Genomic DNA, 25,175 nt, shown 5'->3' with positions numbered 1-25,175 from the left:
CGAGACACTCGGCCGCACATCGGACAACGCCTTCCGGTCATCGGACACAGAGGGAGCCGCGGGATGTCGGGGGATTCCAGCAGCGGACTGTTACGTGATGCCATCGGGCCGGACGGATTCGACGGCATCAGCGGGATCTTCGCCGGCTCGGTCTACACCGTGCTCGCCTTCGCGGGCTTCGAGGCCGCGGCACCGCTCGCCGAGGAGACGAAGAACCCGCGCCGTACCATGCGGCGCGCGGTACTCGGCGCGGCGCTCTCCATCGGCCTGGTCTATGTCCTGACCACCTATGCCATGTCGGTGTACTTCGGGCCCCACAGATTCGCCGGATTCGGCGGCTCGGGGGCTGCTTCCTGGGAGGGTGTGGCCCGCGCCTCGTTCGGGCTGTTCTGGGTGCCCCTCTTCCTCGCCGTGGTCAACTCGACCGTGGCCAGCGCCAACGCGTGTGCCACTGTGTCGACCCGTACGGCGTTCGCGCTCGGCCGTATCGGCGTGTTCCCACAGGCCTTCGCGAGGCTCCACCCGCGGCGCCGCTCCCCCGTAACCGCAGTGGCCGTGCAATTCGTGATCGCGGTCGGCGCGGCGCTCGGGCTGGGTTTCGCCTATGACCCGGTGACCGCGTTCGTGCTGCTGGCCACCGTGATCGTCACGGTGATCATCGGTGTGTACATCATCGTGAATCTGTCCTGCACCGGTTACTTCCTGCGAAGGCGCCGCGACGCCGTCAACCCCGTACTCCACCTCCTGTTCCCGGTACTGGGCATCGCGGCGTTCGTCCCCGCGCTGCTGACGGCCGCAGGAATCCCGGCTTTCGACTTCGTCTCCGAGCTCAGCGCGCCCGTCTCGTACGCCGGTCCGGTCGTCGGTGTCTGGATGCTGATCGGGATCGTTGTACTGGCGGTGCTGCTGCGCAGACATCCGGATCGGGTGGCGCAGACCGGACGGATCCATCGTGACGACACCCCGGCACCGGCCGGGACAGCAGAGACAGGAGCAGTGCAGCCATGAACGACCCCCGCATCCTGACCGTCCGCCCCGAGGAGGGCGAGTACGCCTGGACCTTCGGCGGAGCGGCTCCGGTCGCCCGGATCGAGCCGGGGACGTTCCTCGACGTGTACACGGAGGACTGCTTCGCCGGGCGGGTCCGATCCGAGAAGGACCTGGTCTCCGAGGTCTGCGAGTTCCCCTTCCTCAACCCGCAGACCGGTCCGTTCCATGTGGTGGGAGCGGAGCCCGGCGACACCGTCGCGGTGCATTTCGTGTCCATCGAACCGGCCAGGGACTGGGCCGCTTCGACGACCGTGCCGCTCTTCGGGGCGCTCACCTCCACCCACGCCACCGCGTCGTTGCAGGCTCCGCTGCCCGAGGTGGTGTGGATGTGGCAGCTCGACCGGGCACGCCGCACCTGCCTGTTCAGCGCCCGGGACAGCGACATCCAGGTGGAGCTGCCGATGGATCCGATGCACGGCACGGTCGGGGTGGCTCCGGCGAATCTGGAGGTACGGTCCGCGCTGGTGCCCGATGCGCACGGCGGGAACATGGACACGCCCGAGATGCGGGCGGGCGTCACCTGCTATCTGGGCGTCAACGTCGAGGGCGCGCTGCTGAGTCTGGGGGACGGCCATGCCCGCCAGGGCGAGGGCGAGACCTGCGGGGTCGCCGTGGAGTGCGCGATGAACACGGTGGTGCTCGTCGAGCTGCTGAAGGGTGTCACCACTCCGTGGCCGCGCATCGAGTCCGACACCCATCTGCTGTCGACCGGCTCCGCGCGCCCGCTCGAAGACGCCTTCCGGATCTCCCAGCTGGACCTGGTGCAGTGGCTGGCGCGCGACTACGGCCTGTCCGAACTCGACGCCTACCAGCTGGTCAGCCAGGCCGGTGAGGCTCCGCTGGCCAATGTGTGCGACACCAACTACACCTGCGTGGCCAAGATCCGCAAGGAGTGGCTGCCCGCAGGTGACCCCCACCGCGGTCTCCACCGCCATCTGCGGGAGACTGCGACACTGCTGTCCAGCCCCTGACCCGACAGACCTCAACCCCTCTCCCCCCACAGGAGTGTTCATGCACCGCAGAAGGCTTCTCCAGGGCGCCGCCGCCACGGCGGCAGCCGCCCTGATCCCGGCCTCCACCCGCGCCATGGCCGCCACGACCGCGGGCGACACGGACTACCCGCTCGCCCACTGGACGCCCGCTTCCACCTCCAACTACACGGCGTCGAGCCGCCCTTCGGCCTATCCGGTCCAGTACGTGATCATCCATGTCACCCAGGAGACGTATCCGAACACGATCGGGATCTTCCAGAACCCGGCGAAGCAGGTCTCCGCGCACTATGTGGTGCGCTCGGCGGACGGCTACGTCGCCCAGTGCGTCCGGGAGAAGAACATCGCCTGGCACGCGGGCAATTGGGACTACAACACGCGCAGCATCGGCATCGAGCACGAGGGCTGGGTGGACCAGCCCTCGTACTTCACCGACGCCATGTACGAGAAGTCGGCGCTGCTGACCGCTTCGGTGTGCGACCGCTACGACATCCCGAAGGACCGCGCGCACATCCTCGCCCACGCCCAGGTGCCCGGGACCGACCACACCGATCCCGGCCCGCAGTGGGACTGGGTGCGATACATCCGCCTCGTCAATCTGTACTCGGCGAACTGACACCCCTTCGATACCCGGGCCGATCCGCCCTGTGCCCCGCGGTTGTCGCAGCGGCCGGCTGCGACGACGATGGGTGGTCATGACGCCCCTGGACGGGAGGGTGAGTTGAAGGATCCCTGGTTGGCGCTGGCGGCCGATGCGGACCCCGGTGAACGGATCGGCCAACTGCGTCACGCACACGAGGTGTTCACCACGGCGGGCCGACTGGAGCAGCCGGTCCGGCCGGTCGTCGGTGAGTCGTGGCGGCGCTCGGCGCGGGCCAGGGTCAGCCCGGACGGTGCGGCCCTGGTCGAGCTGGGTCCGGACGATCTCGGACCGTACCGGGACGGGCATCCCCTGGCCCCCGCCATGCCGGTGATCCGTGAGCTGATGGGCGCCTACGCGACGGATGGGGAGCATCTGCTCGCGGTGTGCGACGCGTACGGCAGACTGCTCTGGGTCGAAGGACCCGCGGTGACCCGACGGGCCGCCGGCCGGATGAACTTCGTGGAGGGCGCCCGCTGGGCCGAATCGGCGGCCGGGACGAACGCGCCGGGGACGGCCATCGCCGTGGACCGTCCGGTGCAGGTCTTCGCCGCCGAGCACTTCCTGCGGCCGGTCCAGCAGTGGACCTGCGCGGCGGCGCCACTGCACGACCCGCACACGGGACGGGTCCTGGGCGCGGTGGACATCACCGGCGGGGACCGGCTCGCGCATCCGCACAGTCTCGCGTTCGTGCAGGCGGTGGCACGCGCCGCCGAGACGCAGCTCGCACTGCTCGCGCCCGCACCGGCCGTTGGGACCGTGCGGCTCAGCGCACTCGGCCGGGACGAGGCGCTGCTCGTGGCAGGAGGCCGCAGAATCCGGCTCAGCAGGCGGCACAGCGAGATCCTGGCGACGCTGGCCCGCCACCCCGAGGGTCTGGGCGGCGACGAACTCCTCGTCGAGCTGTACGAGGACGAGTCGGTGACCCCGGTGACCCTGCGGGCCGAGCTCTCCAGGCTGCGACGGCTGCTCGGCCCGGAACTCCTCCTCTCCCGCCCCTACCGTCTCTCCGCCCCGGTCGACGCGGATTTCGACACGGTGGCGCGGAGGCTGGCCTCGGGCGCGGTGGCTGCGGCGCTGGGCGCCTACTCGGGGCCGCTGCTGCCGGCCTCGCAGGCGCCGTCCGTCATCCGTCTTCGGCGCCGGCTCGAGGAGCAGTTGCGGGCGGCACTCATCGCGCGCGGTGACCCGGGGCTGCTGGCCGACTGGGCGTACAGCTCCTGGGGCGAGGACGACCTGCCGGTCTGGCAGGCACTCGCCGCGGCCGTTCCCGCCGGGCAGCGCCCGGCACTGCTCGCCAGGGCACGGGCGCTGGACTTCGAGCAGCGGTAGTCGCTCCCCCGTGCAACGGGGATGCAACGTACCGCTGCCTACCCTCGCGCCGAGGGCCGTCCAATGGCGGGCGGCACCGGATCCGGGAGGCCAAAGAGATGACCCGTTACGCCGCGCCGGGAGCCGAGGGCGCCATCGTCTCGTACGAGTCCCGCTACGACCACTGGATCGGCGGCGCGTACGTACCGCCCGCCCGCGGTCGGTACTTCGAGAACCCCAGCCCCGTCAACGGCCGCCCCTTCACCGAGATCGCCCGCGGAACGGCCGAGGACGTCGAACTCGCCCTGGACGCGGCCCATGCTGCGGCGCCCGCCTGGGGAGCCACGGCGGCCGGCGAGCGCGCGGGTGTCCTCAACCGGATCGCCGACCGGATGGAGGCCCATCTGGAGGAGCTGGCCGTCGCCGAGAGCTGGGACAACGGCAAGCCGGTGCGGGAGACCCTGGCTGCCGACATTCCGCTGGCCATCGACCACTTCCGCTACTTCGCCGGTGCGCTGCGCGCCCAGGAGGGCTCGCTCAGCGAGATCGACGACGACACGGTCGCGTACCACTTCCATGAACCGCTCGGCGTGGTCGCACAGATCATCCCGTGGAACTTCCCGATCCTGATGGCGACGTGGAAGCTGGCCCCGGCGCTCGCGGCGGGCAACGCGGTGGTCCTCAAGCCGGCCGAACAGACCCCGGCCTCCATCCACGTGTGGCTGAAGCTGGTCGCCGATCTACTGCCGCCGGGCGTCGTCAACATCGTGAACGGCTTCGGGGCGGAGGCCGGCAAGCCCCTCGCCTCCAGCCCGCGCGTCGCGAAGATCGCCTTCACCGGCGAGACGACGACGGGGCGGCTGATCATGCAGTACGCCTCCGAGAACATCAAGCCGGTGACCCTGGAACTCGGCGGCAAGTCGCCCAACATCTTCTTCGACGACGTATGGAACGCGGACGACGATTTCCGCGACAAGGCCCTCGAAGGCTTCACCATGTTCGCCCTCAACCAGGGCGAGGTCTGCACCTGTCCGTCGCGCGCACTGATCCAGCGCGGGCTGTACGGCGAATTCCTGGAAGCCGGTATCGCCCGCACCGAGCGGATCGTCGCCGGGCACCCGCTGGACACGGACACGATGATCGGCGCGCAGGCCTCCAACGACCAGTTGCAGAAGATCCTTTCGTACCTGGACATCGGTCAGCAGGAGGGCGCGAAGGTCCTCACGGGCGGTCAGCGGATCGAGTACGACGGAGAGCTGGCGGGCGGCTACTACGTCCAGCCCACCATCTTCGAGGGCGACAACCGGATGCGGGTCTTCCAGGAGGAGATCTTCGGCCCGGTCGTGGCGGTCACGTCCTTCTCCGACTTCGACGACGCGATCAGGACCGCGAACGACACGCTGTACGGCCTCGGGGCCGGCGTATGGACGCGCGACATCAACACCGCGTACCGGGCGGGCCGCGCCATCCAGGCAGGCCGGGTCTGGACGAACTGCTACCACGCGTACCCGGCGCACGCGGCCTTCGGTGGGTACAAGCAGTCCGGGATCGGCCGCGAGAACCACAAGATGATGCTGGAGCACTACCAGCAGACGAAGAACTTGCTCGTCTCGTACTCGCCGAAGAAACTGGGCTTCTTCTAGCCACAGAAAAGGGGCGCCTGACCAGGGTATTTCCGGTCAGGCGCCCTTCGAAGCACACTTCTGGGCAGTCAGTCGAAATGTAACCCTCGTCCCAATACCTCCCACTGCTGCCCCACCTGTGACCAGCTGTTCCGGGCCGTACACGGCCAAGCCCCACTCACGGCCCTTCCGTTCTGGTGGTCGTCGCAACACCCCAGCTCAAGGGGTGCGATGGACTTCAAGATCCGGGAGAACCGGGAACCCGGGGGCGGTGGCCGTCTACTGCGTGAGCGGGAGGTATATCTCCAGCTCATGCAGCAGGGCCGCAGCAGGTTGACCCCTCGCATCGCGAGGTCCATCTCGAACTCCTTGGCGGCGAAACCCTTGTCCGCGATGAGTAGCAGTCCGGGCCGCTCGGTGACCAGGCCCCAGAAGATCCTCGCGTGCGAGGCGCAGTACCCGTATCCGGCCCAGCCGGACATTCCGACCGCTTCATCGTCGGTCGCGAACGCCCGCACTCCACAGGTGTCGAGTCTGCGATCCAGTGGTCGTCGAACCAGAAGTCAGTGTCCACCGCGAGCATCCGTATCGCCTCCTTGACCAGCGGCAGCGCGGCCTTGAGACGCTTGTGGTACCCGGACTGCTGCGGCAGGCACGGGAGCATCACGGCGAGATGCTTGCGCGTGTACCGCAGCCACCGTGCTTCGGAGCAGAAGCCGAGCAGCGTCTGGGCCATGGCGAGCGTGACCAGTTCGGCATCGCTCAACTGCGGCAGGCGGCCCATCCACCGCTCCGCCTCCAGCTCGTCATCGGCCTTCACATACAGTGCCGTCAGTGGGGTGTCCAGTTCATTCGTCACAGAACGATCTCGGACACCCTCTTCGCGCGCCCCGGGGCACCGTCAGGCGGCGCCGCCACTCGGGCCCACCGGATTTCCGGACCCCCGTGCGGCCAAGCCGAAGACGAGACCACCGACCAGGAACCAGGGATTCCACAGCAGCAGCGTCCACAGCCGCTGTGCCGGGCTTACGTTTATTTCCGAGCCCGCAGCGTCGGTCAGCAGCAGCACCTCGACGGCGATGCCACGTATGAGCAGCACAGCGCAGGCACACCAGCCCAGGGCCTTGACCACCCGTCCTGCCGGGCCACGAGGCCGCGGCCGGGCGAGAAGCCATCCCAGCACACCGCCGACAAGGCACAGCAACCCCACGCCCCACAAACCCACCGCCACGAACCACCCGGGGCGTTCCTCGGCCAGGGGCCCCGCCGAGACACTGAGGCCCCAACTGCCGCCCAGCGCCCAGAAGAGATGAAGCGCGGCGAAAGCGACCGCCCAGGCGCACGCGATACGCCCCCACAACCCCGGCGTTGTCTTGTCCTGCGGATCCTCATACATGGCAAGGAGCATGCCACTGCCGTGACACGCCGCCGCCAGCATTGCTGAGAAACCGGCACACCCACCAGACAGCCCTTAGGGAAACTACGACAGTTTTGTCCCTGGATGAGCCCGGAATCAGCACGACCCTCGTCAGCACTCTGGTCATAGCCGTCTTCCCTCCAGATCCTCACGCCGAGGATGAAGAAGGCTCAATGGTCACGTGACGCTTTCGCCCAGCGATCGGCGTCTCGAACAACAGGCCCGAGACGCTGACCGCCGAAAGAAGAGAACCGGAAGCCGCAATCCACCTCCTGAAGGGCTGAAATTCAGCCACCCCTGCCTTCACGCCAGTTCGCTCTACCGACCGTGAGTTGTGCTGTTCGTGATGTCCGTTCGATCCTGTGGCATGGACGTCATGGGCTCGAATACCGACCAGGAGCGGGACGTCTGTCAAGTTCTGGAGTCGCGCCGGTGCCCCACCACCTCACCTCCCTGCCCCTGGCCCCGGAGCGGGCAGTTCATGGAGTCTTCGCCCGGATGTCGCCCTTGCGGGCCATTCCTCCTCCGGTCCCCCGGCTAGCTTGCAGACGATCACCCCCGACGATCGTCCTCGCGGAGACACTCCATGTGCAGCCCCCTTCACCAGCCCGACGGACCACTCCTGCCCGACGCCGGGCGTCGTACGTTCCTGCGGGCCGCCGCGCTCACCGGTGCCGCCGCCGCGGCCGCGGGGCTCGTGTCCGCCACCCCCGCCGCGGCTCTCCCCCAGCAGAACGCCGGTGCCGCCACGGCCCGTTGGCGACCCGATCCGGAGAGCCCCCGGTTCACGCTCGTCGTCATGCCCGACACCCAGTACCTCTTCGACGGGGCTAGCATCAACAAGGCCCCGGTCGAGGCCTCGTTGCGTTACGTCCTCGATCACGGGCGCGACGAGAACTTCGTGTTCCTGTCCCATCTGGGCGACCTCACCGAGAGCGGCCGGGCCGACGAATTCGAGGCGATCGGCGAGGCCTTCGAGCTGCTCGACCGGCGGCAGGTCGGCTACAGCGTCGTCGCGGGCAACCACGACATCAAGTCGTCCACCGACGACGGGCGCGGCCGCACCCCGTACCTGGACACCTTCGGTCCGCGGCGCATGCGGCAGCTGCCCACGTTCGGCGGGGCGACCCCGGACGGCTACAACACGTATCACGTGTTCCACGCCGCCGGGCGGGACTGGCTGGTGCTGGCGCTCGACTGGCGGCCGTCGGCGGCGTCCCTCACCTGGGCCCGGAACGTCATCGCCAAGCACCCGAACACGCCGGTCGTCCTCACCACCCACGAGCTGGTGTACGCCGACGCGGACGGCGACGAGGCCGAATTCTCCGACCACGGAGAGCATCTGTGGAAGGAGCTGATAGCCGGGCACGACCAGATCTTCCTCACCCTCAACGGCCACTACTGGCCCGCCGGGCGCACCACCCGCAAGAACACCGCGGGCAACGACGTCCATCTGCACCTCACCAACTACCAGAACCGCTACTACGGCGGCAGCGCGATGATCCGCCTCTACCGCTTCGACCTGGCCAGGAACACCATCGACGTGGAGACGATCTCGCCGTGGATCCTCGGCCGGGCGGGCGAGCGGCTCAACGAACTGGAGCGCGGCGAGATCGAGCTGACCGGCCCGCAGGACCGGTTCGCCGTCCCCATCGACTTCGAGAAGCGGTTCGCCGGCTTCGCGCCCGTGCCGGTGCGCGGCCCCCGCCCGGCGGAGCGGCTGCTGATACCGGGCACCGTCGTCTACTGGCGCTTCGACTCGCCCGCGCACCCGGACGGTTCCGCCGCCGCCGATCTGCGCATCCCCGACCTGTCCGGGCACCGCAACGACCTGGTGCGCGAAGCTGTGCCCGGAAGCGCGCCCGACGCGCTGCGCTGGTCCACCAGCCACCACCCCGACCAGCCCGGCCACGGCAGCCTCTACTTCGACGGCTCGAAGCCGCCGCTGCGGGGCGCGTATCTGCGTACGGAGAACAACGCACCGCTCAACACCAAGACCTTCAGATCCGGTTACACCATCGAGGCCTTCCTCCGTCTCCCCGCCGACTGGGACGCCGGACGCAATGCCTGGGGCGCCGTACTCGGCCGCCGGGGCACGCTCGGGGCCGCGGGCAAGACATCCGGCGACTTGGACGAGCCCGTCGCCACCCTCTCCGTGTCGGACGGCCCCGGGCTCCAGTGGGCTGCGGCGCCGCTGAACCAGCCAGGAGCCGTCACCAACTGGAGCCATGAGCTGCCGCGCGACCGGTGGTGGCACGTTGCGGTCGTCAACGACGGCAAACACACGACGATGTACGTCGACGGCTGCGTCGTCGCCCGCAACCCCGCCACCCGCACCACCGGTCTCGCCACCGCAGGTCTGCCCTGGCTGCTCGGCGCCTATGAATACGGTGGCAGGCTCGACCAGTTGATGCACGGCTGGATCGGCGACATCCGAATCGTCGAACGCCCCCTGCACGTGCGGGACTTCATGACGTTCCCGACTCCGCCCTCCCACTGACCGGGCGGTCAGTTGATGACCACAGCCACTCGCGCTGATCGACTACCAGCCGAGCCAGTACTCGACGGTGACGTCTTCCAGCCCGGAGGAAATCGACCTGAACGTTCGTGCTGTCGCCAAGCCGGCGACGGCGTACGAGATCCCGGTGGTGCTGAGCACCGTGGCCGTGCGGCCCAGTTGGCGGTCCAACCGAAGGCGGTGGGCGCGCAGATTCAGCCCCTCAGATCTGATACCGGCCCGGTGCGAACAGGGCGAGGTTCTCGGCCACCCACTTCGATGTGGACTTCAGCCCCTCCCCGAGGGACGTCTCCGGTTGCCAGCCCGCCCACTCCCGCGCCCGGGAGTTGTCCGAGAGCAGCCGCTCCACCTCACTGCCCGAGGGTCGCAGTCGCGCCGGGTCGACCACCACCGAAGCTTCCCGCCCCGAGGCCGTGATCAGCGCCTGTGCCAGATCGCCGATCGAGATCTCCCGCCCGGAACCCAGGTTCACCACCTCGCCGAGCGCCCGGTCGCACTCAGCCACTGCCAGGAACCCTCGCGCCGTGTCCGTGACGTACGTGAAGTCCCGGGTCGGTGTGAGCGAGCCGAGCTTGATCTCCCGTGCGCCGGCATGCAGTTGGGCCAGGATCGTCGGGATCACGGCACGCGCGGACTGCCTGGGCCCGTACGTGTTGAAGGGCCGCACGACCGTGACCGGCAGGTCGAAGGCGTGCCGGTGCGAAAGTGCCGTCATGTCGGCGCCTATCTTGGAGGCGGAGTACGGGGACTGCGGCTGCAGCGGATGGGTTTCGTCGATCGGCACGGTCAGGGCGGTTCCGTACACCTCGCTGGTGGAGGTGTGGACGAGTCGCCGGACGGAGTGGCGCCGGCACGCCTCGGCGATGTTCTCGGTTCCGACCACGTTCGTCTGCACGTACGCGCCCGGCGAGTCGTAGCTGTACGGAATCCCGATCAGCGCGGCGAGGTGGAAGACGGTGTCGCAGCCGGCCACGGCGTCCGAGACGCGGCCCGCGTCGCGCACGTCGCCCGCGATCGTCTCCACCGAGGGGTGGGACATCAGATGGGCCAGGTTGCCCTTCTCGGCGTACGGCTTGTAGTGGACGAACGCCCGTACGTTCGCGCCGAGTTCGACGAGCAGATCGACGAGCGTCGATCCGATGAAGCCTTCGGCCCCGGTGACGAGGACGGTCCGGTTGTTCCAGTTCAGCTGGGACTTCATGCGGCGTTGTGCTCCTTGGTGTGCGGGGCGAGGTGGGAGGTGCAGTGGGAGGCGAGTTCGAGGACCTTGGCGGCCAGCAGGTCGGCGGCCCTGGCATGGCTGCCGGGGTTGGCGGCTCCGCTCATCGTGGCGAGCCGGGCGGGGTCGGCGAGCAGGGGTTCCAGGAGCGCGGCGAGTCGGTCGGGGGTGGTCTCCGCGTCGGGAAGGAGCAGACCGGCGCCCGCGTCCGAGAGCACCCGGGCGTTGTGTGTCTGGTGGTCGCCGGGCGCGTGCGGGTAGGGCACCAGAACGGCGGGTACCCCGGTCGCGGCGAGTTCGGCGACGGTCGCCGATCCTGCCCGGCACACCACCAGGTCGGCGGCGGCGTACGCGAGGTCCATCCGGTCCAGATACGGCACGGCCCGCGCCAGCCGGGGCGGCATCGGGGCGAGGCGGCGCCGGGTCTCGTCGAGCGCGGCCGGGCCCGTCTTGATCAGCAGGTGTACGTCGTCACGCCCGCGCCAGCGTGTCGCCACCCCGAGCGCGGCCTCGGTGAGCCGGGCCGCGCCCAGGCTGCCGCCGTTGAAGAGGACGAGGCGCGCACCGGGTGGCACCTGAAGGGCCTGCCGAGCCTCGGCCCGCATCGTGTTCCGGTCCAGGGCGGCGATCGCAGCGGCGATGGGCATCCCGGTGGTGACGGCGTCCTCGCCGCCCGTCAGATGTGCACGGCTGCGGTCGAAGGCGACCGCGATATGCGGAGTGAGGCGCGCCGCGAACTGGTTGGCACGGCCCGGCACCGCGTTCGATTCGTGGATGAGACTCGGCAGTCCGGCCATCCGGGCGCCCACGATGACGGGCGCGCTCGGGTAGCCGCCCATGCCGACGGCGACCTGGGCGCGCTGCGCCTTGAGGATGGCCCGGCACTGTGCGCCGGCCTTCAGCAGTGCGGCGGGCAGCAGGTACCGCTTGGCGCCGAGAGAGGGGTCGAAAGGGATCATGTCGACGGTGTGGAGACGGAACCCGGCACCGGGTATCAGCTCGGTCTCCAGCCCCCGCGTCGTACCGACGAAGGAGATCACCGCGTCCGGGACGGCCCGGCGCAGCGCCTCCGCGAGCGCGAGCCCGGGGTAGATGTGCCCGCCGGTGCCGCCCGCTCCGATGACCACGGAGAGTGGTGTGCGTACTGCTGAGGATGGTGTGCGCATGGGTCGAGAGCTTCGCGGGGTGTCTTAAGAGGGTTCTAAGAGCCGGCTTTGGCACGCTTTACCCATGAGCATTTCGCGCACGGTCAGGATTCTCGTCGTCGACGACGAGCCCGAGGTGCGGGCAGCCATCGAGGATGGCCTCGCTGTGGAGGGGTACGAGGTGCGGGGCGCCCCCGACGGTCTGGCGGCGCTCTCCGAGGTGGCCCGCTGGCAGCCCGACGCGGTGGTGCTCGACGTGATGATGCCGGTCCTGGACGGCCTCGGGGTCTGCCGCCGATTGCGTGCGATGGGCGACCGCACCCCGCTCCTGGTTCTCACCGCTCTCGACTCGGTGAGCGAACGCATCGATGGCCTGGACGCGGGCGCCGACGACTATCTGGTCAAGCCCTTCGCCCTCGACGAACTTGTGGCCCGGGTAAGGGCGTTGCTACGCCGTTCGGCCCCCGAGCCGACATCCGGGGCGGCGGAGCTCTCGTACGCGGACCTCACCATCGACCCGGTGAGCCGCAGCGCCCGCCGGGGCGAGCGGGCGATCGACTTCACCCGCACCGAGTTCGCTCTGCTCGAACTGTTCCTGCGCCACCCCGGCCAGGTTCTCCCACGCGAACTCATCCTGGAACTCGTGTGGGGCCAGGACTTCGGGCCCGACTCCAACTCGCTTGCCGTGTACGTCGGGTACTTGCGCCGCAAGCTGGAGGCGGAGGGCGAACCGCGCCTGATCCACACGGTGCACGGCGTCGGCTACCGCCTGGACGCGCCGTGAGTACGGGGCTCGGCCGACCACGCGGAACCCACCGTCTCGGCGCGCGCTGGCGCCGCCACCGCCCCCTGCGCACCCGCCTCGCTCTCGCCGCCTCGGCCGCCGTGTCCCTGGTCGCGGCCGGAGTCTGCGCGGGTGCGTTCCTCGTGATCCGGTACGAGCTCTACCACCAGCTCGAACTCAGCCTCACCCAGTCGGCGACCCTGGCCACCCAGCAGAACCGTGGCGCCGGCCCCGGCGTGCTTTCCGGCGAGTGCCGTTTCCTGTCGGCTCCCGCCTGTACCCAGATTGTCCCGGCCGCCCCGGCCAAGGACCCTGATGCCCGCTACCTCCTGCCCGTGACCCAGCCGGTGCGCGAGGTCGCCTCGGGTAGGCGGAGCCCGTACTACAGCGACATCCGCCTCTCGGACGGCCACCCGGCCCGGATACTGACGACCGCCTTCGGCAGTGGCAAGGCGCTGCAGGTGGCGTTGCGCTCGGACACCGTGGACCGGGGCGTGCGCCAGGCCGCCTGGCTGCTCGGCGCCGTGGGTGCGGCGGGGATCGTGATGGCCGCCGTCCTCGGCTACTGGGTCTCGCGGACGGGCCTGGCCCCTGTCGCCCGCCTGACCGCCACCGCCGAGCGCATCGCGGCCACCCGCGACCCCAGCCACCGCATCGAGCTTCCGCCCGGCCCGCCCGACAAGGAGGACGAGGTGACCCGCCTCGCGGCGACCTTCAACATCATGCTGGGCGAGCTGGAGCAGTCCGTGACGGCCCAGCGCCGACTGGTCGCCGATGCCTCCCACGAGTTGCGCACCCCGCTCACAGCACTGCGTACCAACGCCGAACTCCTGGCCAGAGGGGATCGATTGACAATGTCTCAGCGGGATCGCGCCTCCGCCGCGCTCGGCCGGCAGATCCGCGAAGTGTCGGTCCTGGTCAACGACCTGATCGACCTGGCGAGGGACGAGGAGCCCACCCCTCTGGTCGAGGACGTCCGGCTCGCTCCGCTGCTTGCGTACACGGTGGACACGGCCCGTACGCACTGGCCGTCCACCCTCTTCCGGCTGGACGTGGCCGATGACTCCGCGACTCTGCCCGGCGTCCCCGCCCGCCTCGCTCGGCTCATCTCCAACCTTCTGGACAATGCGGCGAAGTTCAGCCCGCCGGGCGCTCCCGTTGAAGTCGCTCTTTGCGCAGCCGAGTTGACGGTGCGGGATCACGGGCCCGGCATTGCGGAGGACGACCTGCCCCATGTCTTTGACCGCTTCTACCGTGCGGAACAGGCCCGTTCACTGCCCGGCTCAGGCCTCGGCCTTGCAATGGCACGCCAGATCGCCCGCGCCCACGGCGCCGACCTGACGGCACACCGGGCGCCCGGCGGCGGCGCGCTGTTCCGGCTGGCCCTGCCACCGAAGTAACGACGTCCCCGGTTCCCGAAATGTGGAGATCCCGCCCTGCGTTGCGAAGCAATCGTCCTCGCCGCGATCACCGACGAAGGGCTGTGACCAGCACTTTCACCACCTATTCGAGGACGGCGTCGAGCTCTACCTCGACGAGCCAGTCGGGATCGTTGAAGTGCGAGACCTCAACAAAGGTGCATGCTGGACGGACTGACGTGAACCGCTCGCCGTGGGCTTGCGCGGCCTCCTTCCACCGAGTCACGTCAGCCCGAGCGCACACGCGACGACCTCGTGGGCAAGCTGATGCTGGCCGACTTCCGCAAGCAGCAGGCATGGCAGCCCTACGACACCACCTGACAAAGCCCCTGCTAAGGGCTGTCCCGCTCGATCGCGCCGTGCGGCCGATGAGCTTTCCCGCGCCCCGGTCGGACAAAGGGATCAGCGCAGTCCGGCAAAGAGATCGTTCTCGGGTACGGCCGCGCCGGTGGCGTCCTTGACACGTACGAAGGTCTCCATGCCCATCAGCTCGCCGAACTTCTCCTTGCCCATCTTGAGGAAGAAGATGTTCTCGCCCTGACTGGCGTGCGCAGCCAGCGCATCGAACTTCTGACCGCTGAATGCGGTGGTGTCCACCCACGTGGTGATCTCATCGTCGGGGAGGCCGATCTCGGCCATCGCGGTGGCCTCGGCAGGATCCGGCTCCGGCATGTCTTCATGAAACTCGCGCACGGTCTCCCCGAACCGCTGCATCATCGAGCGGGGCATCGTCGTCCAGTACACCTTCGGTGTCAGCGCGATCATCTCCAGCGCCGCCATCGTGATGCGGTTGGCCTGGATGTGGTCGGGGTGGCCGTAGAAGCCGTTCTCGTCATAGGTGACGACCACATCGGGTCGGTAGAGCCGCATGAGTTCCGCAAGTCGGACAGCGCCTTCCTCCACGGGGGTCTGCCAGAAGGATCCGGGGGCGTCGTTGCTCGGCCAGCCCGTCATCCCGGAGTCGGCATAGTCCAGCATCTCCAGATCGCTGACCTTCAGGACATCACAGCTCGCCTTGAGTTCTTGGCGGCGTATCGAGGCGACGGCCGCCGGATCGTGCCCGGGATCGCCCGGCTTGACGCCCCCCGTTCCGTCACCGCAACCACCGTCGGTACATGTCACGAGAACGGTGCGGATGCCTTCCGCCGCGTACCGCGCGAGGACCCCTCCGGTTCCGGTCGCCTCGTCGTCGGGGTGAGCGTGCACTGCCATGAGCGTCAACGGCCGGTCAGTCATGAAACATTCCTCCACAGAAATACGTCTTGGTCCGAGTGCTCGGCGGGCGCGCCGCGATCTTGGAGCCCGGACCCCGGTGGGGCGGCCGGCCCTGTGGTCTCCGCCCGTGCGGCGCCGATTCCTCGGTCGATGCAACCGTACCGGCCCGACCGGCTGTTCCCGGCGCAGCCCATTGGTCTTCCAGGCGTCGGAATTTCAACGCGAACGAGGTACAGGCGCGATCTGAACGTCTCGGCGCAACGTCGGCCTCTGCGGACCTGCATCCTGCGCTGCGAGGTCGGCGACGACTCCCGGCAGCTGTCTCCACGGGCAGCGACCAGGAACTGTCCGGCGGATCACGAGGTCAATAAGGTCTGGCCATGATTAATGTGCAGGTACGCGGCGAGAGCGGCACGATCGAGGTCCGCGCCAAGCATGGTGTGGTCTGGGGTCCCGAGCTGGCCGGCCTGGACCAGTCGGTGTTTCCGATGCTGGGGCACCTGTTGCCGTACGCGGATACCGTTTTCAACCACCGGCAGGTGTCCACCCTGTTGGAGGAGATACCGCAGCTGCCTCCGGGCGTGCTAACCGACGATTTCGCGCGCGAGCTCCTTGAGCTGGGCCAGACCGTTCTCGACGGACAACACTTGTATCTGTGGTTCCTCGGGGACTGAGACAGCAGGTGCCTCAGCCCCGGAGCCGCAGTCGGACGGCTGCGGTTGTGACGGTGCCGTGGAATGCGTAGGCCCGTTTGAACCGGAACTGGGCAGCAGGTGTACGCAGCCGCCGAGCCAGGCAAGCGTCAGCGCCGCGCGACTGTTCGCTCCACTCCATGCCGGGCGTCAACTGCAATCCACGACAGCGGTCCGCGCGACGTGTGCTTCACGGCCAGTCCGCGCAGCGACCACCTGTCGGAGGGCATATCGGCACGCCTCGATGCCGGGGTGCACGCCGCGGCCGCGCCTCACCGCAGCGAAGACACTGCGAACCTGCTGTCCGCGGGCACGTCCCCGAAGGGCGACCGTCGGTGTGGGGTGCCACGAGCGTCATACCCCCGCATTGACGGCTCTCTGAGCGATCGACGCGAAGCCTCGGCGCGTCCTTGACGTCCCGCGCCACAGTGGTCCCGCCACACTGTCCCTGGACAGCTCCCGCACCCTGCACCGCGAGGTTTCCCATGGCGTACGGTCTTGCCCGCCGAGAGCTGCGGCCGAGAGTTCCGCTGCAGCACGGAGAGGGCAACAAGCACCACCTGACCAGCATCGAGGGGCTCGCCGCACTGTCCTTGGACGCGCTGAGCTCGGTCGCGTACGGACCCGAGGCAATCGTGCTCGTCCTGATCGCTGCCGGAACCGGGGCGCTGACCGCGACGCTGCCGGTGACGCTGGTCATCGCCGCTCTGCTTGCCGTGCTGGTGGTCTCGTACGGCCAGGTGATCGCCGTACACCCGGACGGCGGCGGCGCCTACGCAGTGGCGAAGAAGGACCTCGGCCCCACACCGAGTCTGCTCGCAGCGGCCAGCCTCGTCGTCGACTACGTGCTGACCGTGACCGTCAGCCTGGCCGCTGGCGCCGCAAGTCTCGCTTCCGCCTTCCCTTGGTTCGGGCAGCATCTGCTCGCCGTCTGTCTCATCGGACTCGCCCTGCTCACCGCAGTGAACCTGCGGGGAGTGGCCGAGAGCGCCCGGGTGCTCATGCTGCCCACCATGCTGTTCATCGTGAGCATCCTCGGCATCGTCATTCTGGGACTGCTGCGTGACCACCCTGCGGCCGTCGTCGGCAGTGCACACCCCGTCCATGCCACCGAAGCACTGGGGCTGTTGCTGCTTCTGAAGGCGTTCTCCTCCGGCTGCTCCGCGCTGACCGGAGTGGAGGCCATCGCCAACGGGGTGCCCGCGTTCCGCCAGCCCCGTGTCAAGCGGGCGCAGCGCACCGAGCTGATGCTGGGCGCGCTGCTCGGGCTGATGCTGATCGGCCTTGCGGTGCTGATCCGCCGCGACCATGTGGCCCCGCGCGAGGGTGTGACCGTCCTCGCCCAGCTGACCGCAGGCTCGTACGGGACGGGCTGGGCGTACTACGCGACCAACCTTGTCGTCACCCTGGCCCTTCTTTTCGCCGCCAACACGAGTTTCGGCGGCCTGCCCGTCCTGATGAGCCTGCTGGCCAGGGATCACCGGCTGCCTCACCTCTTCGGGCTGCGCACGGAACGCCCGGTGTACCGCTGGGGCGTGGTGGCACTCGCCCTGCTCGCGGCGCTGTTGCTGATCGCTGTGAACGCCGACACGCACCGGATGATCCCGCTGTTCGCGATTGGCGTGTTCATCGGTTTCACGATCAGCCAGATCGGGCTCGTACGGCACTGGGCGGGGCAGCGGCCGCCCGGCTGGCTCCGGCGTGCGGTGCTCAACGGCGTCGGCGCGGTGCTGACCGCCGTGGCACTGCTGGTCCTGCTGGCCACCAAGTTCCTCGAAGGAGCCTGGGTGGTGGTCGTCGCGGTGCCGTTGCTGATGCTGCTGTTCGCCCGTGTCCAGCGTTACTACACAGTGGTTGGCGCGGAACTCGGGCTCGGCGAGATCCCGCCGCCGGTGCGGCACACCGATTCCCTGGTCATCGTGCCGGTCGGCGAAGTCAGCAAGCTCACCCAGTATGCGCTGACGGCGGCCCGCGCCCTCGGCGGTGAGGTCGTCGCGGTCGCCGTGCACAGTGATCCCGCCGAAGTCCACAGCCTGAGGGAGAGTTGGATGCGCTGGAATCCGGAGGTACGTCTGGACATCATCGACAGCCCGCAGCGCTCGCTGGTGCAGCCCGTCGTCGAGTACGTCCGGCGGGAGGCAGAGAGAGGACGGCAGATCGCCGTTCTCATCCCGGAGGTCGAGCCGCGCCACCGCCGCTACAAGATCCTTCAGAACCAGCGCGGCATCCTGCTGGCCACCACGCTGCGAGCACGTACCGATGTCGTCGTCTGCCTCCTCCCGTACCGGCTGAGTCTGTAAAGGGGGGCCGGAAGGAAGTTGAGAGCCAGAATGACGGTGCTCCGGTGGCCAGGACGACAGAGTTGACGCCATGAACACGCAGCGTGCCGCCGCATTGACATTGCGTCAAGCACGCTGAGAAACCGGGCGTGACGCATGACAGTGCCGGCTCGGATGAGCCGCACGGCGGCCCCACTGGCAGAGACAATGAAATACGTGCCCAAGCAGCCGAATAGCAGCCCGCGTCCACTCAGCCGCGAGACACCCGAGGAGCGGGCCGACCGAAACCTGGTGGAGCTTCTACAGGAGTTGCGGGTCGTTCAAACCGGTGTGCAGATCGTCTTCGCCTTTCTTCTCGGTGTGGCTTTCACCAGCAGGTTTCCACAGCTTGACGCCTTCGAGCGCAATACTTATGTCGTCACATTGCTGCTCACCGTGGTCTCCTCCGCGGTTCTCGCGACCCCGGTCGCACTGCATCGCGGCCTGTTCCACAAAGGCGCCAAGATCCGCATCGTCGCTCTTTCCGCCCGGCTCGCCGAAGTCGGACTGGTGTTTCTCGCCCTCGCGCTCAACGGCGCTGTCTTGCTGCTCATGAATGTCGTTCTCAGCCGTACCGCCGCGTTCACGATCGCCGCCGCCACGTCCGCCACGTTCGCCGGCCTTCGGTTCGTTCTGCCCCGGGCGCTGCGCCGCCCTTGACGTGACGCCAACACCCAGGCCCCCCTCCACCTCGCCCGCCACCGCGTCAGCGTCCTGTCCGCCACACCCCGCGACGGCACCTTCTACGAATCAGGCCTGCCCGAGGCAGCTGCCGCGCGACCACCCCGGACTTGCCGAAGGGCATAGAGCCCCCCGCGCGAAGGTCCTGACATGCCATTGGCTGGAGCAATGGTCGGCCCGAAGCGTTGCGGGGCAGCAGGATGGACGTATTGCCCACATCATGTGCCAGGAGTCCCGCGTGTACAGGCTGTTTGAGTGGAGCCGCCAGGAGCAACGTCCGCATGCAGGCCCACACGGCGGCTTCGTCCCCCGACTGGGCAGCGTCCACGCTCGCGCCGCTCGCTCTGCGACGGAGTGAGCAGTGAGGTGGCCGGGCCGCCCCGGGGCGGCGAGTGGCTGGGCAGCGCCGCCCGGCGGTGGGGGCCCGCAGGTGCCGCCCGCGCCCGCGTGGATGCGGTGGCTGCCCGCCTTCTACGTCGCGGGCATCCTGGTGCTCGAACCCCTTACGCCCGTGCAGTGGCCGGTGAGCTTCCTGCTCATCGCCCTCCCCGTGATCGCAGCCTTCGCCCACGGCCCCGCTGCCGTCGCCGCCGTCACCGTGTTCGCGATCACCTTCGAAGGAGTCCTGGCCGGCACCCCGTGCTGCGCGGGCCGCCCGGTGACCTACGTGTGGGAGCGCCACTACGTGGCCACCTACCTGAGCACCGCTGTGGTCGGCGTCCTCGGAACATTCCTGGCCGCCCACCGCGTGCGCCGGGAACGCACCCTCGCCAACGTGCGCTTCGTGGCCGAGATCGCGCAGCACGTCCTGCTGAGCCCGGTCCCGCACCGCATCGGCCCACTTCTGGTTGAAACCCTCTACCTGTCCGCCGCTGCGGAAGCACGCATCGGCGGTGACCTGTATGAGGCCGTCCCCACCACGTACGGACTCCGCATTGTCATCGGCGACGTCCGCGGCAAGGGACTCCCCGCCGTCGAGACGGCCGCCACCCTCCTCGGCGCCTTCCGCGAGGCCGCCCACGACGAGCCCGACCTCGCCGCCGTTGCCCGCCGGGCGGAGACGAGCATGAATCGCAGAGCCGCCCGCCTGGCCGGAAACGACGTGGGCGAGCGCTTCGTCACCGCTGTTTTCGCGGAGATCCCCCGCCGCCACGTGGTCCGCATCGTCAACTGCGGCCACCCCCCACCCCTCCTCATCCGCTCCGACGGGGTCACTGAACTGGAGACGGCCGACCCCGCACCGCCCCTCAACCTGGGCATGCACCTCACCGAGGCCTACCGGGTCGATGAGTACCCCTTCGGCCCCGGCGACCAGTTGCTGCTCTACACCGACGGCGTCACCGAAGCACGCGACCGCAGCGGAGCCTTCTACCCCCTCCGCCGACGTGTCCTCTCCTGGGGCCCTCTCCAGCCCCGGGAACTCCTCGACCGCCTCCACCACGATCTCCTCATCTACAGCAACAACCACCTCCACGACGACACCGCGGCCCTCGCCATCTACCACCTGCCCGAATAGAAATGCCCTGAAGATCTTGAAATCGCGCCCGCCTCGCATCGGTTCATACCGGTTGACGTCCGGTGATCTGGCGTGAACCTGACAATAGGCAAGATCTTCAGCGCCCCCGGAGCCTCCCGATCCCGCAGATGACGCACCGCTGGGGCACTCACTGCACGCCAAAGGGCAAGGTGATCCGGGCGGAGCAACCGATGGACGGCACAACCTGGCAGCAAGGTCCGGCCTGCTGCGGCTACGCCTGCCGACGGGCCGGGGCACGGAGAGAACAGCACGGAGCCGCTGGACCCGCATGTCCTCGGCACGCGCATCAGGCACTCAGCCGCCCGAGCCGGTTCTGTGGGCCGTCGGTGGCACAGCGGGCCGCACCCGCTCGCGCCTGTCGCCGTGCTCCCACACAACGCTGAACAATCGCCCTGGTCGAGATGTACGGACCCATCTCAGCGGACTGAAGGGAACAGCGCCGATGGGCGGATCAGAACATCCGGATCGCAGAACACTGCTCGCCGGCGGACTCGTGGTCGCCTCGGTCGCGCTCACGGGGTGCTCATCGACGAGCGCCACACCCCTGGCGGCCGGCACTTCGCCGAACGCGCGGCCGAGCACGCCCACCGAGGCATTCGCGAGACTGATGGACGGCAATGAACGCTGGGTGAGCGGAGACCTTCGGCATCCCGACCGGGATCCGAACCGACGCGAGTTCGTGGCCCAGAAGCAGGAACCCTTCGGGGCGATCCTCTCGTGCATCGACTCCCGGGTGCCGCCGGAACTCCTCTTCGACACCGGACTGGGTGACCTCTACGTGATGCGCACGGGAGGGGAGGCGGTCGGCCCGGTGGTCACGGGGTCGGTCGAGTACGGGCCCATGACGAGCGGCACTCCGCTCATCGTGGTCCTCGGGCATCAGCGTTGCGGCGCCGTCGCGGCAGCCTACAAATCCATCCGCGACGGCAAGCCACTCCCCGGCAACCTGAATGCGATCGTCAGGGCCCTGCGGCCGGCCTACGAGCAGGCAGTCCGGGAGGGCGGCTCCGATCCGGTCGAGACCATGGCCCGCGCGCAGGTCGAGTTGACCGCGGCCGACCTGCGCTCCAACCCGGACCTGGCCCCGCTCGTGGCGAAGGGCACCCTTGCCGTGGCCGGCGCCTACTACTCGCTCGACACAGGCAAGGTGGAAGTCCTGGCCGGCGCGCCCACCAGGCCGTAGACCCCGCGGACGGACCGGATCGACGCGCCTGGGCCACGGACTCATGTCGTACGACGCCGTCTGGCGGCCGGCCAGGGTCATCCGGCACCCCGACCCCCGACGAGTTGGTGTACCGCACCCACCTTCCCGAGGTTCCCGGAGGCACGGCTTCCTGAGCAGGAGACCGGCAGAACGACGGACAGCCGGCGGCACCTGTGGCGCAGGCTGCACACTTCTCCGATCCACTGCGCAGGCCCGTCTATGCCGGTGGCTTTCACCGGCGGAACCGGCCTCAAGGAACCGCGCCGACTGGCGGAAGTCCAAGGAGTACGCACGGCACTACCCGCCAGGCCACTCCCCCGCACCCCGTCGGCACCCCTCCATGCTGGTCAGCGCTTCGCAACCGACCGGCACTCCAGGCGACCGCCCATCCGGCGCCGGGGTGCTTCCTCGGACACGCCGAGAAAGACCCCGCCCGGCTGTGGCCGATCAGGTCAGTTCAGCGGTGATCTGCCAGAACGGCAGCAGAACTCTGCCGTTCTGGTCGACGGCCATGGCGTCGTCTCGCTCCGGGCCGCCCGATACGGCGGGCGCCAAGTTCTGCCATGCCTGCAGGGTCAAACCGGTGCTGTAATGGCGAGGCTCCATGCGCCGGATCGTCCAGTCCTCACGGAAAGCCTCGCGCAGGCTGCGTTCGTCCATGCTGGCCGGCATCTTCAGGCGAGCGGCCAACTCGTCGCGGAAGCACAGCGCATGAAGCCTCGCACCGGACGCGCAAACCCGACGCAGCCCAGCGAGGTACACCCGCCGCTGATCGGCGTCCAGGCAGTGCAGCATGGCGCTGTCGACGACAGTGCGGAAGCCTCCGGGGACACCGATGCCGTGCAGCTCCGTCGCGTCGGCGACCGTGAAGGTCACCGGGCTGCCGGCGGCGGTGGCCTTGGCCCGGCTGCGCTCGATCGCGGATGGCGAGGCGTCGAAGGCGGTCACCTCGTAGCCGCGGCCGGCCAGGAACAGGGCGTTGTCCCCGAGCCCACAGCCGCATTCCAGAACCGGGCCGGCGATCTCGCCCGCCGCTTCCAGCTCGACGACCAGCGGCTGGGGAGCGTCCAGTGCCCACGGGATCAGGTCCGACCGGCGGTCGTCCGCTCCGTAGGAGATCTCGCGCCCTTGGTACACCGCCTCGAAATCCAGCGCCGGCTCCCGGCTGCCTTGGTGGTCACGCGCAGGATGCAGATCGGCCATCCAACCCTCACCTCTTCTAGTAGACGGGGTTGTTCACTAAAGCCACTATAGGCAGAAAGGAACGCCAGCGTCTACTATTGGATCCATGACAGAGAGCGCAACACCCGGCCGTCGCCGAGGTGCGGAACTGGAACACGCGATCTATGTCGCGACGCTCGACGAGCTCGCCGCGAACGGCTATGGCCGACTCACCATGGAGGGCATCGCCGCCCGTGCCGGCACGGGCAAGGCCGCGCTCTACCGGCGTTGGCCCGGCAAGCGACCACTGGTTCTGGACGCCCTGCGCTACGCCCTGCCCCCGCTGCCCGAGCCGGACCCGGAGCACTCGACCCGGGAAAACCTCACCGACGCCCTCGCCGCCTTCAGTGGTGTGCTGGCCGGCAGGACTCTCGTACCGGGCATCGAGTTCATCGTCGACCTGCTGCGCGAGCCGGACCTGCGTGCCATGTTCGCCGACAGGGTCATCGCGCCGCGTCTTGAGCGCATCGAAGCCATCCTGCATGAGGGCATGCGCAGCGGCGAGTTGGGCCCTGAGATCGTGCACCCGCTGGCCGCTCGCACCGGTCCCGCTCTGATACTGCAGACCTTTCTGCTCACCGGCGAGCCACCGAGTCCGCGGGAGATCGACCTCATCGTCGACACCGTGCTCCATCGGACGGCCACGTCATGAGAAGGAAGTGTGAATAGAACGGTGTGAATCCGATCATGGAGAACTGCACCTGTGACCGGCGAGGGCGGGCTGCTCCGGCAGCTCATCACGCGGCTGCTGGAGTCCGCGCTTGACGGTGAGATGACCGATCACCTAGGCCAGGACAGGCACTCACGCCTGTCCTCACCGCCCCCACCGAGCCGGTAAGGGCCGCAAACGATGGAACTGCCGCTGGAAGCGAGCCCTCCAGGCGTTCGACCTCACCTTCGACGGGCGCCTCTCAGCAGCCCGCATCGGACTCACCCACCACACCAGTTACACCGTTGAGAGGTCATCCCGATCGGCGGACTCGGTGCGATGTCGGTCGTGGTGGGGATCGTTGAGCGGCCGGCGCCGGACGCGTTGCAGAAGTTGTTCCAGCGGGTGATGCCGGAGCCACCGTCGCGGCCTCGGAGCGGTGGCCGGAGCCGGCATGGTGACCGGGAGGTGCCGGCCGCGATCATGTGCGTGGCCACCTCGGGCTGCACGTTGCAGCAGTTGCCGTCAGCGCCGTCCGGACCGACGGCTCACCGGCGTTTCGCCGAGTGGACGAAGTCCGGGGTGCGGGCCGAGCTCCACCGCCGGGTCCGCGACGAACCCGGCGCCCGGGGCGAGCTCGGCGAGCTCGATCGACTGACGCTGCCGATGGACCCACTTCCGGGCGCCGACCTTCTGGAGCGGTGGCGAGGACGCCTCGGGAGAGGAAAAAGCCGATCACCGCGGGAACGGCCGGCGGCATGGCCGCACCGGCGGAGACGGAGAGCAGTTTGCCGACGTGGCAGGTCGGCCGTCCGGCTGCGTCTCGTAGCGGATGCCCTGCTGGGCAAGGGCCACGGCCTGGGCGCGGGCATCGGTGATGTGTCGGCCATCTCGTCCGTCAGGTGGGGCACCAGGCCGGGCGCCGAGCGGGCCGGGGCTCACGAGCGCAGGCGAACGGGGCTGCCCAGCCGGGATCTTGCGGTGTTCCCGGCCTTGTCCGGAACGCCCCGTCCGGTCCAGGGGGCCGGAGCGTTCGGGAGGTGACGGACGCTGCAGGGGAGGTCGGAGTGGACCGCGCTGCCCGGCCAACGCCGTCGAGGGGCGTGCGACGGGCGGGGCCGGCCGGGCCGGGACTTCACATTTCCCGTCCAGTTGTCCAAACGATATCGGGGACACCGGCGGTTACCGGCCAGCCGCCCCGACGACGGCGCGTGGCGCGGCTGGCCGGAATATCCTTGGCGACGGGCCGGCCGACGGCACAGGCCGCACAGCCGGGACGTGGATTCCCGGTGAAAGTTGGGGTGCGTTCGCGGGGGGAGGGCATCGTCAATGGTGAGCCCGCCCTTCAAGCGGTCCGGGCATGCGGGGAAAATCATCTGAGCACTCCGGTGAGGGGTGCTCAGTCGACCCTCGACCACCGCCATCGATGATGACCTTTGGCCACCTGGTGATTGTCCAAATCGTAGAGCGCGTCGAGAAGGTTGAGCGCTCTAGGATGCGAAAGCCCCATGAGGGTGGCGGAACGACACTCTCGACCGGGTCGAC

21 protein-coding genes are annotated in these 25,175 nt (G+C 68.9%); 15 read left to right on the top strand and 6 right to left on the bottom strand.

Annotation, left to right across the window (positions count from 1 at the left end; all coding sequences use genetic code 11):
• The first annotated feature begins 63 nt into the window (after positions 1–63).
• The 5 genes from ACFV8T_RS34450 to ACFV8T_RS34430 all read left to right on the top strand — a co-directional run bounded on the left by ACFV8T_RS34450 (position 64) and on the right by ACFV8T_RS34430 (position 5,633).
• On the top strand, positions 64–1,008 hold the full coding sequence (locus ACFV8T_RS34450) for an APC family permease (protein ID WP_385335279.1): 945 nt from the start codon (positions 64–66) through the stop codon (positions 1,006–1,008).
• Positions 1,005–2,021 carry an acetamidase/formamidase family protein gene (locus ACFV8T_RS34445; protein ID WP_385335277.1) on the top strand — a complete coding sequence of 339 codons (1,017 nt, stop codon included), beginning with the start codon at positions 1,005–1,007 and terminating at the stop codon, positions 2,019–2,021. Before ACFV8T_RS34450 ends, ACFV8T_RS34445 begins: the two co-directional genes overlap by 4 nt.
• A gap of 40 nt (positions 2,022–2,061) precedes the next feature.
• Positions 2,062–2,655, top strand: a complete 594-nt coding sequence (locus ACFV8T_RS34440; RefSeq protein ID WP_385335275.1) for an N-acetylmuramoyl-L-alanine amidase — start codon at positions 2,062–2,064, stop codon at positions 2,653–2,655.
• A gap of 105 nt (positions 2,656–2,760) precedes the next feature.
• Positions 2,761–4,011, top strand: coding sequence for a GAF domain-containing protein (locus ACFV8T_RS34435; RefSeq protein WP_385335272.1), 1,251 nt, complete (start codon positions 2,761–2,763; stop codon positions 4,009–4,011).
• Positions 4,012–4,109: 98 nt separating this feature from the next.
• Positions 4,110–5,633 carry an aldehyde dehydrogenase family protein gene (locus ACFV8T_RS34430; RefSeq protein WP_385335270.1) on the top strand — a complete coding sequence of 508 codons (1,524 nt, stop codon included), beginning with the start codon at positions 4,110–4,112 and terminating at the stop codon, positions 5,631–5,633.
• 880 nt (positions 5,634–6,513) lie between these two features.
• Here the strand turns inward: ACFV8T_RS34430 and ACFV8T_RS34425 are convergent.
• Positions 6,514–7,008: a DUF3995 domain-containing protein gene (locus ACFV8T_RS34425; protein WP_385335268.1), complete on the bottom strand. Its 495-nt coding sequence runs from the start codon at positions 7,006–7,008 to the stop codon at positions 6,514–6,516.
• Between the two features lie 607 nt (positions 7,009–7,615).
• Between ACFV8T_RS34425 and ACFV8T_RS34420 the strand changes: the two genes are divergently transcribed.
• Positions 7,616–9,529, top strand: coding sequence for a LamG-like jellyroll fold domain-containing protein (locus ACFV8T_RS34420; RefSeq protein WP_385335266.1), 1,914 nt, complete (start codon positions 7,616–7,618; stop codon positions 9,527–9,529).
• A gap of 42 nt (positions 9,530–9,571) precedes the next feature.
• Here the strand turns inward: ACFV8T_RS34420 and ACFV8T_RS34415 are convergent, their stop codons facing one another.
• Genes ACFV8T_RS34415 through murG form a run of 3 tightly spaced genes read right to left on the bottom strand, consistent with a single transcriptional unit; the run spans position 9,572 to position 11,932 of the window.
• A complete protein-coding gene (locus ACFV8T_RS34415) occupies positions 9,572–9,718 on the bottom strand; it encodes a hypothetical protein (RefSeq protein ID WP_385335264.1) in 147 nt (48 codons plus the stop codon).
• 31 nt (positions 9,719–9,749) lie between these two features.
• Positions 9,750–10,748 carry a GDP-mannose 4,6-dehydratase gene (locus tag ACFV8T_RS34410; protein ID WP_385335262.1) on the bottom strand — a complete coding sequence of 333 codons (999 nt, stop codon included), beginning with the start codon at positions 10,746–10,748 and terminating at the stop codon, positions 9,750–9,752.
• The gene (gene murG / locus ACFV8T_RS34405; RefSeq protein WP_385335260.1) at positions 10,745–11,932 is read right to left on the bottom strand and encodes an undecaprenyldiphospho-muramoylpentapeptide beta-N-acetylglucosaminyltransferase; all 1,188 of its coding nucleotides are present in this window, start codon (positions 11,930–11,932) and stop codon (positions 10,745–10,747) included. Before murG ends, ACFV8T_RS34410 begins: the two co-directional genes overlap by 4 nt.
• Before the next feature lie 64 nt (positions 11,933–11,996).
• Between murG and ACFV8T_RS34400 the strand changes: the two genes are divergently transcribed.
• Together ACFV8T_RS34400 and ACFV8T_RS34395 are read left to right on the top strand one after the other, a co-directional pair.
• Positions 11,997–12,695, top strand: coding sequence for a response regulator transcription factor (locus ACFV8T_RS34400; protein WP_385335258.1), 699 nt, complete (start codon positions 11,997–11,999; stop codon positions 12,693–12,695).
• Positions 12,692–14,095, top strand: a complete 1,404-nt coding sequence (locus tag ACFV8T_RS34395) for a sensor histidine kinase (protein ID WP_385335256.1) — start codon at positions 12,692–12,694, stop codon at positions 14,093–14,095. The genes ACFV8T_RS34400 and ACFV8T_RS34395 overlap by 4 nt, the downstream gene beginning before the upstream one ends.
• Before the next feature lie 420 nt (positions 14,096–14,515).
• On the opposite strand, the gene ACFV8T_RS34390 is transcribed toward ACFV8T_RS34395, so the two are convergent.
• Positions 14,516–15,349, bottom strand: coding sequence for a PIG-L family deacetylase (locus tag ACFV8T_RS34390; RefSeq protein WP_385335254.1), 834 nt, complete (start codon positions 15,347–15,349; stop codon positions 14,516–14,518).
• Between the two features lie 359 nt (positions 15,350–15,708).
• Between ACFV8T_RS34390 and ACFV8T_RS34385 the strand changes: the two genes are divergently transcribed.
• The 5 genes from ACFV8T_RS34385 to ACFV8T_RS34365 all read left to right on the top strand — a co-directional run bounded on the left by ACFV8T_RS34385 (position 15,709) and on the right by ACFV8T_RS34365 (position 21,739).
• Entirely contained in the window at positions 15,709–16,002 is a 294-nt protein-coding gene (locus tag ACFV8T_RS34385; protein WP_385335252.1) for a hypothetical protein, read from the top strand.
• Between the two features lie 503 nt (positions 16,003–16,505).
• Positions 16,506–18,320, top strand: a complete 1,815-nt coding sequence (locus ACFV8T_RS34380; RefSeq protein WP_385335250.1) for an APC family permease — start codon at positions 16,506–16,508, stop codon at positions 18,318–18,320.
• 186 nt (positions 18,321–18,506) lie between these two features.
• The gene (locus ACFV8T_RS34375) at positions 18,507–18,998 is read left to right on the top strand and encodes a DUF6328 family protein (protein ID WP_385335331.1); all 492 of its coding nucleotides are present in this window, start codon (positions 18,507–18,509) and stop codon (positions 18,996–18,998) included.
• 382 nt (positions 18,999–19,380) lie between these two features.
• Entirely contained in the window at positions 19,381–20,535 is a 1,155-nt protein-coding gene (locus ACFV8T_RS34370) for a PP2C family protein-serine/threonine phosphatase (RefSeq protein ID WP_385335248.1), read from the top strand.
• A 463-nt stretch (positions 20,536–20,998) separates the two neighbouring features.
• On the top strand, positions 20,999–21,739 hold the full coding sequence (locus ACFV8T_RS34365) for a carbonic anhydrase (RefSeq protein WP_385335246.1): 741 nt from the start codon (positions 20,999–21,001) through the stop codon (positions 21,737–21,739).
• Positions 21,740–22,207: 468 nt separating this feature from the next.
• On the opposite strand, the gene ACFV8T_RS34360 is transcribed toward ACFV8T_RS34365, so the two are convergent.
• Positions 22,208–22,963, bottom strand: coding sequence for a class I SAM-dependent methyltransferase (locus ACFV8T_RS34360; protein WP_385335244.1), 756 nt, complete (start codon positions 22,961–22,963; stop codon positions 22,208–22,210).
• A gap of 85 nt (positions 22,964–23,048) precedes the next feature.
• On the opposite strand from ACFV8T_RS34360, the gene ACFV8T_RS34355 reads away from it, so the two are divergent.
• Both ACFV8T_RS34355 and ACFV8T_RS34350 read left to right on the top strand, forming a co-directional pair.
• Positions 23,049–23,633 carry a TetR/AcrR family transcriptional regulator gene (locus tag ACFV8T_RS34355; RefSeq protein ID WP_385335242.1) on the top strand — a complete coding sequence of 195 codons (585 nt, stop codon included), beginning with the start codon at positions 23,049–23,051 and terminating at the stop codon, positions 23,631–23,633.
• Positions 23,634–23,969: 336 nt separating this feature from the next.
• Positions 23,970–24,674: a transposase gene (locus tag ACFV8T_RS34350; RefSeq protein WP_385335240.1), complete on the top strand. Its 705-nt coding sequence runs from the start codon at positions 23,970–23,972 to the stop codon at positions 24,672–24,674.
• Positions 24,675–25,175: the final 501 nt, after the last annotated feature.

This window comes from Streptomyces sp. NPDC059832, from assembly GCF_042731715.1.
In the GTDB taxonomy this organism is placed as follows: Bacteria; Actinomycetota; Actinomycetes; order Streptomycetales; family Streptomycetaceae; genus Streptomyces.
The sequence above is the reverse complement of the archived record's forward strand: the minus strand, read 5'-3'. Positions and strand labels throughout refer to the sequence as shown.

Coding starts and splice junctions, on each gene's coding strand:
- ACFV8T_RS34430 (WP_385335270.1), top strand. CDS start 4,110: ATGACCCGTTACGCCGCGCCGGGAGCCGAGGGCGCCATCGTCTCGTAC.
- ACFV8T_RS34440 (WP_385335275.1), top strand. CDS start 2,062: ATGCACCGCAGAAGGCTTCTCCAGGGCGCCGCCGCCACGGCGGCAGCC.
- ACFV8T_RS34385 (WP_385335252.1), top strand. CDS start 15,709: ATGATTAATGTGCAGGTACGCGGCGAGAGCGGCACGATCGAGGTCCGC.
- ACFV8T_RS34355 (WP_385335242.1), top strand. CDS start 23,049: ATGACAGAGAGCGCAACACCCGGCCGTCGCCGAGGTGCGGAACTGGAA.
- ACFV8T_RS34410 (WP_385335262.1), bottom strand. CDS start 10,748: ATGAAGTCCCAGCTGAACTGGAACAACCGGACCGTCCTCGTCACCGGG.
- ACFV8T_RS34390 (WP_385335254.1), bottom strand. CDS start 15,349: ATGACTGACCGGCCGTTGACGCTCATGGCAGTGCACGCTCACCCCGAC.
- ACFV8T_RS34400 (WP_385335258.1), top strand. CDS start 11,997: ATGAGCATTTCGCGCACGGTCAGGATTCTCGTCGTCGACGACGAGCCC.
- ACFV8T_RS34375 (WP_385335331.1), top strand. CDS start 18,507: ATGAAATACGTGCCCAAGCAGCCGAATAGCAGCCCGCGTCCACTCAGC.
- ACFV8T_RS34420 (WP_385335266.1), top strand. CDS start 7,616: ATGTGCAGCCCCCTTCACCAGCCCGACGGACCACTCCTGCCCGACGCC.
- murG (WP_385335260.1), bottom strand. CDS start 11,932: ATGCGCACACCATCCTCAGCAGTACGCACACCACTCTCCGTGGTCATC.
- ACFV8T_RS34350 (WP_385335240.1), top strand. CDS start 23,970: ATGTCGGTCGTGGTGGGGATCGTTGAGCGGCCGGCGCCGGACGCGTTG.
- ACFV8T_RS34425 (WP_385335268.1), bottom strand. CDS start 7,008: ATGTATGAGGATCCGCAGGACAAGACAACGCCGGGGTTGTGGGGGCGT.
- ACFV8T_RS34380 (WP_385335250.1), top strand. CDS start 16,506: ATGGCGTACGGTCTTGCCCGCCGAGAGCTGCGGCCGAGAGTTCCGCTG.
- ACFV8T_RS34360 (WP_385335244.1), bottom strand. CDS start 22,963: ATGGCCGATCTGCATCCTGCGCGTGACCACCAAGGCAGCCGGGAGCCG.
- ACFV8T_RS34450 (WP_385335279.1), top strand. CDS start 64: ATGTCGGGGGATTCCAGCAGCGGACTGTTACGTGATGCCATCGGGCCG.
- ACFV8T_RS34445 (WP_385335277.1), top strand. CDS start 1,005: ATGAACGACCCCCGCATCCTGACCGTCCGCCCCGAGGAGGGCGAGTAC.
- ACFV8T_RS34365 (WP_385335246.1), top strand. CDS start 20,999: ATGGGCGGATCAGAACATCCGGATCGCAGAACACTGCTCGCCGGCGGA.